Source organism: Aminobacter sp. P4_D5 (assembly GCF_056401815.1).
This window is the reverse complement of sequence record NZ_JBFUIP010000056.1, coordinates 21103-33930: the sequence shown is the minus strand read 5'-3', so window position 1 is coordinate 33930 and position 12828 is coordinate 21103. Positions and strand designations below refer to the sequence as shown.

General features: G+C 62.1%; 15 protein-coding genes and 1 tRNA gene. 6 read left to right on the top strand and 10 right to left on the bottom strand.

Annotated features, from left to right (window positions below; translation table 11 throughout):
- Positions 1-173: DUF992 domain-containing protein (locus tag AC1DWF_RS14480; protein ID WP_476841791.1), on the top strand; the 173-nt coding region annotated here is incomplete at its 5' end.
- 149 nt (positions 174-322) lie between these two features.
- On the opposite strand, the gene AC1DWF_RS14475 is transcribed toward AC1DWF_RS14480, so the two are convergent.
- From AC1DWF_RS14475 to AC1DWF_RS14465, 3 genes are all read right to left on the bottom strand, one after another.
- Entirely contained in the window at positions 323-607 is a 285-nt protein-coding gene (locus tag AC1DWF_RS14475; RefSeq protein ID WP_476841790.1) for a hypothetical protein, read from the bottom strand.
- A 567-nt stretch (positions 608-1174) separates the two neighbouring features.
- A tRNA-Arg gene (locus AC1DWF_RS14470) sits at positions 1175-1251 on the bottom strand.
- 100 nt (positions 1252-1351) lie between these two features.
- Positions 1352-2515, bottom strand: a complete 1164-nt coding sequence (locus AC1DWF_RS14465; RefSeq protein ID WP_476788401.1) for a M20 aminoacylase family protein — start codon at positions 2513-2515, stop codon at positions 1352-1354.
- 211 nt (positions 2516-2726) lie between these two features.
- On the opposite strand from AC1DWF_RS14465, the gene AC1DWF_RS14460 reads away from it, so the two are divergent.
- Positions 2727-3902: a D-alanyl-D-alanine carboxypeptidase family protein gene (locus AC1DWF_RS14460; RefSeq protein WP_476782256.1), complete on the top strand. Its 1176-nt coding sequence runs from the start codon at positions 2727-2729 to the stop codon at positions 3900-3902.
- Positions 3903-3909: 7 nt separating this feature from the next.
- Positions 3910-5010: a CobW family GTP-binding protein gene (locus AC1DWF_RS14455; RefSeq protein ID WP_476782255.1), complete on the top strand. Its 1101-nt coding sequence runs from the start codon at positions 3910-3912 to the stop codon at positions 5008-5010.
- 18 nt (positions 5011-5028) lie between these two features.
- Here AC1DWF_RS14455 and AC1DWF_RS14450 read toward each other — a convergent pair whose 3' ends face one another.
- The 5 genes from AC1DWF_RS14450 to AC1DWF_RS14430 form a co-directional block, all read right to left on the bottom strand.
- Positions 5029-5262: a sulfurtransferase TusA family protein gene (locus tag AC1DWF_RS14450; RefSeq protein WP_476782254.1), complete on the bottom strand. Its 234-nt coding sequence runs from the start codon at positions 5260-5262 to the stop codon at positions 5029-5031.
- Between the two features lie 5 nt (positions 5263-5267).
- A complete protein-coding gene (locus AC1DWF_RS14445) occupies positions 5268-6536 on the bottom strand; it encodes a L,D-transpeptidase family protein (RefSeq protein ID WP_476782253.1) in 1269 nt (422 codons plus the stop codon).
- A 221-nt stretch (positions 6537-6757) separates the two neighbouring features.
- Entirely contained in the window at positions 6758-7708 is a 951-nt protein-coding gene (locus AC1DWF_RS14440) for an acetyl-CoA carboxylase carboxyltransferase subunit alpha (protein WP_476782252.1), read from the bottom strand.
- 98 nt (positions 7709-7806) lie between these two features.
- A complete protein-coding gene (gene xerD, locus AC1DWF_RS14435) occupies positions 7807-8715 on the bottom strand; it encodes a site-specific tyrosine recombinase XerD (protein WP_476782251.1) in 909 nt (302 codons plus the stop codon).
- Positions 8712-8861, bottom strand: a complete 150-nt coding sequence (locus AC1DWF_RS14430) for a histidine kinase (RefSeq protein ID WP_476782250.1) — start codon at positions 8859-8861, stop codon at positions 8712-8714. The genes xerD and AC1DWF_RS14430 overlap by 4 nt, the downstream gene beginning before the upstream one ends.
- 132 nt (positions 8862-8993) lie before the next feature.
- On the opposite strand from AC1DWF_RS14430, the gene AC1DWF_RS14425 reads away from it, so the two are divergent.
- The 3 genes from AC1DWF_RS14425 to AC1DWF_RS14415 are packed head-to-tail and all read left to right on the top strand — an operon-like array spanning position 8994 to position 11640.
- Positions 8994-9617 (top strand): shikimate kinase, encoded by a 624-nt coding sequence (locus AC1DWF_RS14425; protein ID WP_476782249.1) that lies wholly within the window; start codon positions 8994-8996, stop codon positions 9615-9617.
- Entirely contained in the window at positions 9614-10726 is a 1113-nt protein-coding gene (gene aroB, locus AC1DWF_RS14420) for a 3-dehydroquinate synthase (RefSeq protein ID WP_476782248.1), read from the top strand. The genes AC1DWF_RS14425 and aroB overlap by 4 nt, the downstream gene beginning before the upstream one ends.
- Entirely contained in the window at positions 10723-11640 is a 918-nt protein-coding gene (locus tag AC1DWF_RS14415) for an HlyC/CorC family transporter (protein WP_476782247.1), read from the top strand. The genes aroB and AC1DWF_RS14415 overlap by 4 nt, the downstream gene beginning before the upstream one ends.
- Here AC1DWF_RS14415 and AC1DWF_RS14410 read toward each other — a convergent pair.
- On the bottom strand, positions 11588-12298 hold the full coding sequence (locus AC1DWF_RS14410) for an aquaporin (RefSeq protein ID WP_476782246.1): 711 nt from the start codon (positions 12296-12298) through the stop codon (positions 11588-11590). The two genes, AC1DWF_RS14415 and AC1DWF_RS14410, sit on opposite strands and share 53 nt — an antisense overlap.
- Positions 12295-12825 (bottom strand): arsenate reductase ArsC, encoded by a 531-nt coding sequence (locus tag AC1DWF_RS14405; protein ID WP_476782245.1) that lies wholly within the window; start codon positions 12823-12825, stop codon positions 12295-12297. The genes AC1DWF_RS14410 and AC1DWF_RS14405 overlap by 4 nt, the downstream gene beginning before the upstream one ends.
- Positions 12826-12828: the final 3 nt, after the last annotated feature.

Sequence of the window (12828 nt, the reverse complement as noted above, 5' to 3'; positions counted from 1 at the left end):
GTACCTATGCCGGGGTAGGCGCGAACGCCTCGTTCGGTGTCGGCGCAGGCGCCAATATTCTCGTCGGCGGGAGCGGCCGCGCGTTTTCGCTGCAGCCAATTGCCGTCGAAGGTCAGGAAGGCATCAACATTGCGGGCGGCGTTACGACGGTCACTCTAAAGTCCGCGCCTTGAGGCTCAGGCGAAACGAACTGCATGCTCACGGCAGGTTTAGCCAGGCTCACCACAAATCTTGCATGTCTGGGTCTGATTGCTGGCGGTCTGTGTTCGGCTCTCGGCGGAGCACTTGCACAGGACGCGGATGTCAAACCGCATGTTCCCCTTCAGATGCCGTGGTGATCTTGCGGTCCCCCAAACTCGCGGACGGTGCCCTGACGTTCGATGTTTCGGTGCTTGAAGGAAGCCTGAGTGGGTCGAGTGGACCTGCGGCACTGTTCATCGATCGTGGCGGCGGCTTTGGCGGCGGTCACTTTGGTGGTGGGGGTGGCTTCGGCGGRGGCAACTTCGGCGGAGGGGCGCGCGGCTTTGGCGGTGGCGATTTCGGCGGCGACCGACTTGGCAGCAACGACGGGCGCTTYGCGTCGGACAGGATTGGCGGTGTCGATCATGCGAATTAYTGGCACGCTCCCGAATATCATGGGGCMTGGTATKCCGGCGCCGGATTGGCGACGGGCCTCGCCGTCGGAGCAGCAGCGGCCCGTCCGACGACTACGGCTACGGCCAATGCGGCTATTATCCCTATCCGCCCTGCTATTGATGCGTCGGGACCTGCGCCCGACAACGACGTTTGATCAAGCGGATCCCAATGGACGCTCGCGCCGCTGGGTGGGTAATGAGCTCAGGGGAGCGAAGCCCATCCCGCCGGCAGACCTTCTATTTATCATGCTGCAGTGGCACTATGACTGGGCGCGCGCCTATAATGGCTCCCAGCAGTGTCTTAGGGCGCCGTAAGGAACGGCCTGTCGATCTTGAGCTCGGCAGGCCGTTTTTTCAGTAGATTTTTCCGCGGAAACTGATTTCCAATCAACATTGCCTGCCGTGGCGCAGTCACAGATCAAGGGCAGGATTACTATGCATCGTCAGCTTTCAGAATTCGCCGGGCGTCAATCCATGTCGGGCTAACCCAGGCGCAACATGCCACCAGCAGAAACCTGAACCTAAGTCCTTGATTTTGTTGGTGATCCCGACAGGAATCGAACCTGTGACCTACAGATTAGGAATCTGCCGCTCTATCCTACTGAGCTACGGGACCACTCGGTTGCACACATAACGGCTTCCAGCGGATTCGCCAATGATTTTTGGCAGGCAATTTCGGGATCGGCCAAGCGCTGGCAGACCCCTCAAAAATTGCTTCAGGCAGCCAGTGCCGTCTCGGCCAGGCGCACCCAGTAGCTGACGCCATGCGGGATGACCTCGTCGTTGAAGTCGTAGGCCGGGTGGTGGAGATTGGCGCTATCGCCATTGCCGATGAAGATGAAGGCGCCGGGACGGGCTTCCAGCATATATGAAAAGTCCTCGCCTCCCATCAGCGGCTGGATCGCCCGGTGCACCTGGGGTTCGCCGGCGACGGTCGCGGCTACATCGCCGGCAAACACCGTTTCTTCCGGATGGTTGACCGTAACTGGGTAGTTTGAGTCGTAGTCGAACTCGATCTCCGTGCCGGTCGCTTCGGCAACACCACGGCAGATCGCGCTCATGCGCTCCTGGGCAAGCTTGGCGACTTCCTTTTTCAGCGTGCGCACGGTGCCAGCGACCACAGCGTGTTCTGGGATGACGTTATAGGCCGAACCGGCAATGAACTTGGTCACCGAAACGACGATCGCCTCGGCCGGGTCGGTGCTGCGCGAAGCGATCGTCTGCAACGCAGTCACCAGCTGGCTGCCGGCGACGATCGGATCGATGGCGCGGTGCGGCATGGCGGCATGGCCGCCCTTGCCCTTGATGGTGATGGTGAATTCGGCGGTCGCCGCCATGATCGCACCTGGACGGATGGCGAATTGGCCCACCGGCAGGCTCGGCATGTTGTGCATGCCAAACACCTTCTGGATCGCGAAGCGCTCCATCATGCCGTCCTTGACCATCTCGTTGCCGCCGCCACCGCCTTCTTCGGCCGGCTGGAAGATGACCGCGACGGAGCCTGCGAAATTGCGCGTTTCGGCGAGGTATTTTGCGGCTCCCAGCAGCATCGCCGTATGGCCGTCATGGCCGCAGGCATGCATCTTGCCCGATACGGTCGAGGCATAAGGCTTGCCGGTAATCTCCTCGATCGGCAGGGCGTCCATGTCGGCACGCAGTCCGACCACGCCGCCGGCACCCAGGCTGCCCTTGATGATGCCGACCACACCGGTCTGGCCTATGCCGGTGACGACCTCGTCGCAGCCGAATTCCTTGAGTTTGCTTGTGACAAAATCGGCGGTTTCGAAGACGTCGAAATTGAGCTCGGGATTCTGATGCAGGTGGCGGCGCCAGCCGGCGATCTCTTCCTGCATTTCGGCGGCTCGGTTCAGGATCGGCATGTTTTGTCTCGACTTCCTGTTGTTGGACCAGGGGTCCCGATTCGCATTTGTGATCGCGCAAGCTCTGCCATCTTGGCGTCACATAGGCTATTTAGCAGCGGCGGCGACGCCGTGGCCATGGGTTCTTTTTCCGGCCAGCGCGTTGCCATCCCGGTTTACGGAAATCTTATGAACGGCCGGCCATGATCGGCAAGAGGCGATTTCGGATTTGATGATGAAGATGCAGTTCGTCAAAAGCATGCTCCTTGGCCTTGCGGCCGCAACAGCACTTGGCGCTGTCCCCGCGACCGCCAATCCAGAATTAGTCTTTGACGCCAAGAGCGGTCAGGTTCTGGCACATGAGGACGCCTTCCAGCGCTGGTATCCGGCGTCGTTGACCAAGCTGATGACGGCTTATGTCACTTTCCGCGCTATCCAGGCGGGCGAAGTCGAGCTGAACTCGCCGATCAAGGTCTCCAAGAATGCGGCCAGCGAGCAGCCAGCCAAGATGGGCTTCAAGCCCGGCTCGGTGATGACCCTCGACAATGCGCTGAAGATGATGCTGGTGCGCTCCGCCAACGACATCGCCATGGCGATCGGCGAAAACGTCGGTGGGACGGAAGACGCATTCGTCGGGCGCATGAATCTCGAGGCAGCCCGGCTCGGCATGAACAGCTCGCATTTCTCCAATCCGAACGGCCTGCACAATCCGGAGCAATACGTCACCGCGCGTGATCTCGCTCTCCTGGTACTGGCGATTCGCAACGAGTATCCGCAATACGCCTCCTATTTCTCGATCGAGGGCCTGCAGGCAGGCAAGAAGAAGCTCGGCAGCTTCAATCTCCTGGTCGGCCGCTACACCGGCGCTGACGGCATGAAGACAGGCTTCATCTGTCCATCGGGCTTCAACATGATCGGTTCGGCGACGCGCAATGGCCGTACTGTTGTCGCTGTGGTGCTGGGCGAGAAGTCGGCCGAAAAGCGTGCCGAAGCGGCAGCCGCCCTGCTCGATAAGGGTTTTGCCAATGTGAATTCCGGCGGACAAGTTATTGCCGCGCTTGCGCCCTATGGCGAAGGCATCGGACAGGTGCGCGACATGCGCGACGAGATCTGCCCGAAGCCGGTGAAGGGCCAGAAGGCCGAACAGCCGAGTGAACAGGCCTCGGCCAAGGCCAAGTCGCCCTATTTGGAAAAGCTCGACCATCCGCCGAAGCTTGTGGCCGTTGGCCTGGGCGGTGCGACTGGCAAGGTGCCGCAGGCATTTGCCGACGCGGTCGCCGCCGGAAAGGTCCCCGAGATCGGCGGCGTTCCGATCCCGACGCCGCGCCCCGACTACGCGGCTGCTGCGACTAACCCCGGACTCGTGCCCGACGAACGCCCGGTCAAGGCCTCGCGGGCTGGAAGCTAGGCTCGACATGGCTGTATTTCCGATCCCCGTATCGGTGCTGACCGGCTTTCTTGGCGCGGGCAAGACAACGCTGCTCAACCGGCTGCTGAAGGATCCAGAGCTTGTCGATACCGCCGTCATCATCAACGAATTCGGTGATGTCGCCATCGATCACCTGTTGGTCGAAAAGGCCTCCGACGGTGTCATCGAGCTGTCGGATGGCTGCCTGTGCTGCACTGTGCGCGGCGAACTTGTCGACACGCTGGCCGATCTGGTTGACCGCCTACAGACCGGCCGCATCGAGCGGCTGGCGCGCGTGGTGATCGAGACCACGGGCCTCGCCGATCCGGTGCCGGTTTTGCAGTCGATCATGGGCCATCCGGCACTGATCCATGCCTTCAGGCTCGACGGTGTCATCACGGTAGTCGATGCCGTCAACGGCTCAGCCACGCTCGACGCCCATGTCGAAGCGGTCAAGCAGGTGGCGGTTGCTGATCGGATTGTTTTGACCAAGGCGGACCTTGTCGACGATGCCGAATGGCTTGACGCGCTGAAGGCGCGGCTTGCCCGGATCAATCCGGGTGCCGAAATTCGCGCGGTCGAGGGCGTCGCGGTCGCAAAGCTTTTGCAATGCGGGCTCTACGATCCGGCGACCAAGACCGCCGATGTGCGGCGCTGGCTGGGCGAGGCGGGCGATCACGCGCATCATCACCATGGCCACGACCATGGCGACCACCACCACGATCACGCGCCTGCCCACGATGCCCGGATTGGTTCGTTTTCGCTTACGCATGCGGGCGCGCTGCCGTTTTCGACCATCGAGATGTTTCTCGATCTTTTGTTGTCGACCCAGGGCGACAAGCTTTTGCGCATCAAGGGCATCGTCGAGCTGATGGAAGATCCGGCGCGGCCGCTGGTCATCCACGGCGTGCAGAAGATGCTGCACCCGCCGGCGCGGCTGCCGGCGTGGCCGGATGCTGTTCGTGGTACGCGGCTGGTGCTGATCGGCATCGACCTGCCGCAAGACTATGTTCAGCGGCTGTTTTCGGCCTTTGTCAACAAGCCGGCGATCGATACGCCCGACCGTGAGGCGATGGAAAACAACCCGCTGGCGATTATCGGGCGATAATTCTCACGGTCCTGAAATTCACGAGCCGCGCTCGACCAGGAATCTGTGACCGCCTTCGACAGGCTTGGTCTCGACCAGCCTGTGGCCGGCCTCCTGGCAAAAGGCGGGGATGTCGATTACGGCGAGCGGATCTGTGGTTTCGAGCCACAACAGGCTGCCAGGGGTCATGTCGGCCAAACGTCGCTTGGCCTTGAGCACGGGCAGGGGGCAGTTGAGCCCCCTGAGGTCGTAGATGTCTGTGGCTTCGCTCACGCTGGTCAGCTGCCGAACAGCCCGAGCAACTTGTTCTTGAGCTTGGTTGCGGTGCCCGCCTGTTCGGCGGGGGCTGCGTCGGCTGCCTGGGCTGGCGCTTCGGTGACCACCGGTGACGGTGAAGGCACTGTCGCGGTGACAATCGGCTGCGCGGCGGCTGCCTTGGCGGCCTTTGCAGCGGCAATGGCGGCAGCTTTTTCTTCCGCAGCTTTCTTTTTTGCGGCCTCCGCGGCGTCGAGTGCCGCCATGCGGCGACCAGCTTCCGAATCGATGCGCCCCATGCGCTCAGTGACGGTCACAGTGCCATCATGGTTCAAGGACGGGGGCTCGATCGGCACGCGCTCGCCGCGCGCCCGCTTCTTGGTCCATTCCGAGACGATGGCTGCTTCCTTGATGCCGGCGATCGTCGGCTTGGGTGCATCGACCCCGCCCTTCGAGGCGCTGGCGAAAGCGGCATCGTACTTGCCCTGATAGGCCTGATAGGCGGTCTGCAGGCCCTGCGGCTGGGTGAAGGCTGGGCAGGCGCCAGTAGGATTGAACGCGCCGGTACCTTCGGGAACGCCATTGAAGACGTAGCGTTTTTCGCAGACGTCGACCTTCGGCGGCACCTTGGTGATCTCGAAGTGGTCGTAGCCTTCCTTCAGCATCGCCCAGAACTGGTAGTTCGGATCATTGCGATAGCGCGCCATGTTGGCCGCGGTCATGCGGAACGGAAACGATTGTACCTGGAACTCGGTCTGGCCGCCCTTGAACGCATCGCGCGCGAAAGCATAGATCTCCTCGATCTGCGCATCGGTCATCGAAAAGCAGCCGGACGACGAACAGGCGCCGTGAACCATCAGGTTCGAGCCGGTGCGGCCGTTGGCGCGGTCATAGGTATTGGGGTAGCCGATGTTGAAGGCGAGGTGATAGCTGGAGTTCGGGTTCATCTGCCCCGGACGCACGGTGTAGAATCCCTCCGGCGACTGGCGGTCGCCCTCGGTGAATTTTGGCCCAAGCTTGCCGGACATCTTGCAGATATTGTAGCTGGCGATCAGGTCGTAGCGGCCGTTGGTCTTCTGTTTCCAGACTTCCAGCTTGCCCTCTTCCTTGAACACGCGCGCCAGCACCGGCGAGGTGCGCGTCATGCCCTTGGCTTGCATTTCCTGGACAATCTTGGCCGGCAGCTGCTTGTTGGCGTACTGCGGCACAAAATCATTTACGGAGGATTCCGAACAGCCGGCCACCGCGAGTGCGGCGATGAGCAATCCAGCGCGTGCGATATTGGCGATCATCGATAAATGTCGTCTTCTTCATGGCGACAGCGTAAGCACGCCGTCGACCGGCCCGTCCTGATACTGCCTCGACCCTAAGGCCGTTAACCTTGAAAAATCCTTACCGCAAGTTCTCGGCCCGTCCCAAATGCGCAAAATCACGGCAAGTTCATTGAACGCGGCGAGGCGGCAATTTTGTGGCGGAAACTTGCTGTGGCCCATTCGGGCCACAGTTTGCGCAATCAGAGGCTGCGGCCGATGGCCAGATATTTTTCGCGGCGATGCTCGCGGAAGTCGATATTCGAGCCGGCAAATTCGCTGAACGTCTTGGCGATCAGGTCGCCGGTCGCCAAAATCACCGCTTCGGCGTTGCGGTGCGCGCCGCCGAGCGGCTCGGTGATGATCTGGTCGATGATCTTGAGGCCGAGCAGATCCTGGGCGGTGATCTTCATGTTCGTCGCCGCGTCCTTGGAGCGCGTCGTGTCGCGCCACAGGATGGAGGCAGCACCTTCCGGCGAAATCACCGAATAGATCGCATGTTCGAGCATGAAGACACGGTTGGCAGCAGCGATGGCAATCGCGCCGCCCGAACCGCCTTCGCCGATGACGATGGCGATCGAAGGCACCTTGAGGCCAAGGCTGGTCGAGGTCGATCGTGCGATGGCTTCGGCCTGGCCGCGTTCTTCGGCGCCCACACCGGGATAGGCGCCAGCGGTGTCGACCAGCATCACGACCGGGATCTTGAAGCGGTCGGCCATTTCCATCAGGCGCACCGCCTTGCGGTAGCCTTCAGGACGCACCGATCCGAAATTATGTTTGAGGCGGCTCTTGGTGTCCGAGCCCTTTTCCTGGCCGAGCACCAGAACAGGCTCGCCGCGGAAGCGGGCAAAGCCGCCAATCATGGCGTTGTCTTCGCCGAAATTGCGGTCGCCGGCGAGCAAGGTGAAATCGGTGAACAGGCCGTTTATGTAGTCGAGGCAATGCGGGCGGTCGGGATGGCGTGCCACCTGAACCTTCTGCCACGGGGTCAGCGCCTTGTAGGCGTCGCGCAGCGCATCGCGCGATCGCTTCTCCAGCCGCTTGATCTCGTCGCCGACATCGACGGCTTCGCCGTTCTCGGCGAGCTTCTTGAGCTCGAGGATTTTGCCTTCAAGGTCGGCAACGGGCTTTTCGAAATCGAGGTAATTGTACATTGGCGAGCGGGCTACCACGCTGAAAAAGGAGGCACTGGGAGCACAAAAACTACGGTACCGCGCCAGTGGAACTTGGCACTCACATAACGATATGGACCTTAATCGGCAAGCGGGTGATGTTCGTTGACCAGTTTCAGCAGCCTTTCTTGAAGCACATGGGTGTAGATTTGGGTGGTTGAAATGTCGGAATGACCAAGCAATTGCTGTACCGCGCGCAGGTCGGCACCGTTTTGCAGAAGGTGGCTGGCAAAGGCGTGGCGCAGCACGTGTGGCGAGATTTTCGCAGATGCGATGCCTGTGCGCGCGGCAAGCCCCTTGAGGTCGCGGGCAAAAACCTGGCGGGGCAGGTGCCCACTTTCCGATGCCGAGGGAAACAGGAACGTGCTCTCAGCCTGCTTTGGGTCATGGTTACGTTCGCTGAGCCAGCGCCGCATGGCAGCACGCGCCTTGGCCGACAGCGGCACCATGCGATCCTTGTCGCCCTTGCCGCGCACAACGAAGAAGCGCTCGTCGCGCAGCGCCACGGTCAGCGGCAGGCTGACCAGCTCTGAAACGCGCAAGCCCGTGGCGTAGAGCACTTCTACAAGCGCATGCATCCTGGTCGTCGCAAAGCTGTCGCCGGCAGAATCAGCAGCCTCCATCGCGGCACGGTCGAGCAGCCGGCTCGTTTCCGCCTCGCTCATCGTCTTGGGCAGCGGCCGGTTTTTCTTCGGGCTGTCAAGGATGCCGGTCGGATCGTCGCCACGCAGTCCTTCGGTATAGAGGAAACGGAAGAACTGCCGGATCGCCGAGAGCTTGCGCGCTTGCGAGGTGGTGGCGAAGCCGCGGCCGGCGATGTCGTCGAGATAGTTGCGAATGCCTGCGGAATCGGCGTCGGCAAGGCGGCCGCCTAGAAACTCCGAGGCGTCTTCAAGGTCGCGGCGATAGCTTGAAAGCGTGTTGTTGGCAGCGCCGCGTTCGGCGCTCATCATTTCGAGGAAGGCCTCGATGCGCGCGCCGCTTTTCATTTCTTGGGCGCGAGCTTTTCCGGCGGAATGCGCACGGTGATTTCGGACTTCTTGGGCTCAACGAACATCACCAGCGCAAACATGGCACCGTAAGCGATGCCCGCCAGAATTGCGAGCGTGACAAGGAACCGGAAAAGTGTCGGCATCGATGTGTTTGCCCGTCCGTACTATCCTGTGCCCTTATGGGACGCCGTTACAGGCAATTCAAGGGTGCGTTTGGCGCCATGCGCTTGACGCAACGGGGCTTTTCATGTCGATACGCCGGCGAAAGGGCCGCCATGACACCCGACGTGCAGACTCCATTTCCCGAAGGCTCGGTTGCTGCCTTGCTCGAACGGCTCGGCACGCGATCGATTGTCTTTGTTGGTTTGATGGGAGCGGGCAAGACCGCCATCGGCCGCAAGGTCGCGCAGGCGCTCGGCCTCGGCTTCATCGACAGCGACCACGAGATCGAAAGCGTTTCGCGGATGACGATCCCCGAGCTGTTCGAGCGCTACGGCGAAGTCGAATTCCGCGCGCTGGAACAGCGCGTCATCGGCCGGGTTCTGGAAAGCGGGCCGCAGGTGCTGTCGACCGGTGGCGGTGCCTTCATGAACGCGCAAACCCGGTCGGCCATATCAGTCCATGGCGTCTCTGTGTGGCTCGAGGCCGATCTTGACCTGTTGATGGAGCGCGTCTCCAAGAAGCAAAACCGGCCGCTGCTGCAGAACGCTGATCCGCGCGCCGTGCTCGCCAAGCTGATGGAAGAGCGTTACCCGATCTATGGGCTTGCCGATCTCACCGTGGCAACGCGCGACGATCGCAAGGAAGCGATCGCCAGCGAGGTCATCGAGGCACTTTGCAATCATCTCGGCGTGCCCGGCAGAATTCACGTTTCGGAAGCCTCGGAGGATCATGAATGAGCGTCGTCACCGTCGAAGTCGGACTTGGCGACCGCGCCTATGACATCCTGATCGGCCCGGGTCTGATCGCGCGCGGTGGCCAGCTGATCCAGCAGCGCCTGCCCAAGGCACGGGCGGCGATTGTCACGGACGAGAATGTCGCTGCAGCGCATCTCGAGCCGCTGGTCGCAAGCCTCACCGCCGCCGGCAATACGCCGGCGGTGATCAAGCTTCCCGCCGGCGAAAAGACCAAAAGCTTCGATTCGCTGGAAACCGTCGTCGACCAGATCATCGCTGCCCGCCTCGAACGCGGCGACGCGGTGATCGCGCTCGGCGGTGGCGTCATCGGCGATCTCACCGGTTTCGCTGCCGGCATCGTTCGGCGCGGCATGAATTTCGTGCAGATGCCAACGTCGCTTCTGGCCCAGGTCGATTCGTCCGTCGGCGGCAAGACCGGCATCAACAGCCCGCGCGGCAAGAATTTGATTGGCGTCTTCCACCAGCCGAAGCTGGTGCTGGCCGATACGGCGGCACTCGATACGCTGCCGCTGCGCGAATTCCGCGCTGGCTATGCCGAGGTCGCCAAATATGGCCTGATCGACCGGCCCGAGTTCTTCGCCTGGCTGGAGACCAACTGGCGCGAGGTTTTCGACGGTGGTCCGGCCCGCATCGAGGCCATCGCCCAATCTTGCCGCGCCAAGGCCGATGTCGTTGCCCGTGACGAATTCGAGACCGGCGACCGTGCACTGCTCAATCTCGGCCACACCTTCGGCCACGCGCTTGAAGCCGCCACCGCCTATGACGGTTCGCGTTTGGTCCATGGCGAGGGTGTCGCCATCGGCATGGCGCTGGCGCATCGCTTCTCGGCCCGGCTCAACCTGGCAAGCCCCGACGATGCGGCGCGGGTCGAGGCGCATTTGCGCGACGTTGGCCTGCCTTGGCGCATGGCCGACATTGCAGGCAGCCTGCCCGACGCCGAGGCGCTGTTCAATTACATCACCCAGGACAAGAAGGTTTCGCGCGGCGCGCTGACCTTCATCCTGACGCGCGGCATCGGCCAGTCGTTCATCGCCAAGGACGTGCCGGCGTCTGAAGTGATCTCCTTCCTCAAGGAGAATCACCCGGGATGAGTGGCTGGATCGTTGCGGGCGTTCTGATGGGGCTGATCCTTGTGGTCCTGGCCTTCCGCGACCGTTTGCTCGCCTCCCTCGGCTACGAGCTGATCGCACTGACGCCACAGCGCTCCGCCCATGACGAGCTGCGTGGAGCAGTCGACGAGTTCCACCGCGACGGCCAGGTGGTCAAGCAGGACCGCGACCAGGTTGGCGGCCTGCTCGACCTGCACGAGCTTGAAGTGTCCGATGTCATGGTCCACCGCACCGCGATGCGCTCGGTCAATGCCGACATCGCCTCCGAAGCGCTGGTCCGCGAGATATTGCAGAGCCCCTATACGCGCATGCCGTTGTGGCGCGGTTCGATCGACAACATCGTTGGCGTCATCCACGCCAAGGACCTGCTGCGCGCGCTCAACGACGTCGAGGGCGACTATTCCAGGGTCGATGTCCTCAAGGTTGCTTCCAAGCCGTGGTTTGTGCCCGACACAACGACATTGCAGGAGCAGCTCAATGCCTTTTTGCGCCGCAAGGCGCATTTCGCCATCGTCGTCGACGAATATGGCGAGGTCGAAGGGCTGGTGACGCTCGAAGACATCATCGAGGAAATTGTCGGTGAGATCGCCGACGAGCACGACATCGACGTCCAGGGCGTCAAGCAGGAGGCCGATGGCTCCGTGGTCGTCGACGGCACCGTGCCGATCCGCGACCTCAATCGCGCGCTCGACTGGCACCTGCCCGACGATGAGGCAACAACCATCGCGGGCCTCGTCATCCACGAGACCCAGTCGATCCCCGAGGAAAAGCAGGCCTTCACCTTCCACGGCAAGCGCTTCATCGTCATGACACGCGACAAGAATCGCCTGGCGCGAATCAGGATCAGGCCAGCGGTGGCTGAGCCGCAGCCGGCCCCGGCGCGGCCGTCGAAGTAGCGCCGGGCCACAAGATTCTACCCATAATCAGGCCGAGCAGTGCCCCGGCCAGTTGTGCCGCGATGAAGGCTGGCGCGCCGGCCGGTGCGATGCCGGTGAAGGTGCCGGTCAACGCGCGCGCGATGGTTACAGCCGGATTGGCGAAGGATGTCGACGAGGTGAACCAGTAGGCCGCCAGGATGTAGAGGCCGACGGCGAATGGCGTCGCTTTCGGCATCTGAGCAATACATCCCAATATGGTCAGCACCAGGCCGAATGTGGCGATCGCCTCGCCGAGCCATTGCCCCGGGCCTGTGCGGATGGTTGTCGAAAACTGCAGGATCGGCAGGCCGAACATCACATGCGCAGCCCATGTGCCGATGACCGCGCCGGCCAACTGCGCTGCGAGATAGGGCAGGACCAGTGGCCATTCCAGACGCCGGTCGAAGGCCATCACGAGGCTGACCGCTGGGTTGAAATGCGCACCGGAAACCGACACGAATATCGTGATCAGTACGACGAGCATGGCGCCGGTGGCGAGCGCATTACAGAGCAACGCCAGAGCGACATTCCCGTCCGCCAGATGCACCGCCATGATGCCCGAGCCGACAATTGTGGCGAGCAAGATTGCCGTTCCGAGGAATTCGGCGAGCAGTCGCCGACCGAGCGCTGCGCTCATTTGCCGGTATCGGCAGCCTTCGAGCTTGCGCCGTCCATCCTGCCGATCTGCTGGAGATGCGACGTCAGCGCGAGGTGGTCGAGGCTGGTGAGCGGTAGCGCGGTGAAGGCCGTGATGCGGTTGCGCATGTATTTGAAGGCGGTGACGAAGGCTGCTTCCTTTTCGAGGTCGGTGCCTTCGGCATGGCTGGGGTCCTCGATGCCCCAATGGGCGTTGGCGGGATGGCCGAGCCACACCGGGCAAGCTTCGCCAGCCGCGTCATCGCAGACAGTGAAGATGAAATCCATTTCCGGCGCGCCTTCGACCCCGAATTCGTCCCAGGTCTTCGAGCGAAAACCGTCGGTCGGATAGCCATAGCTTTCGAGCACCTTTAGCGCGAAAGGATTGACCGTGCCCTTGGGCTGGCTGCCGGCGGAGAAGGCGTTGAAATGGGGCGCACCGTCCTTGCGCAAGATGCTCTCGGCAAGGATCGAACGCGCGCTGTTGCCGGTGCATAGGAAAAGCACGTTGAAAAGCCTGTTGGGCATGGC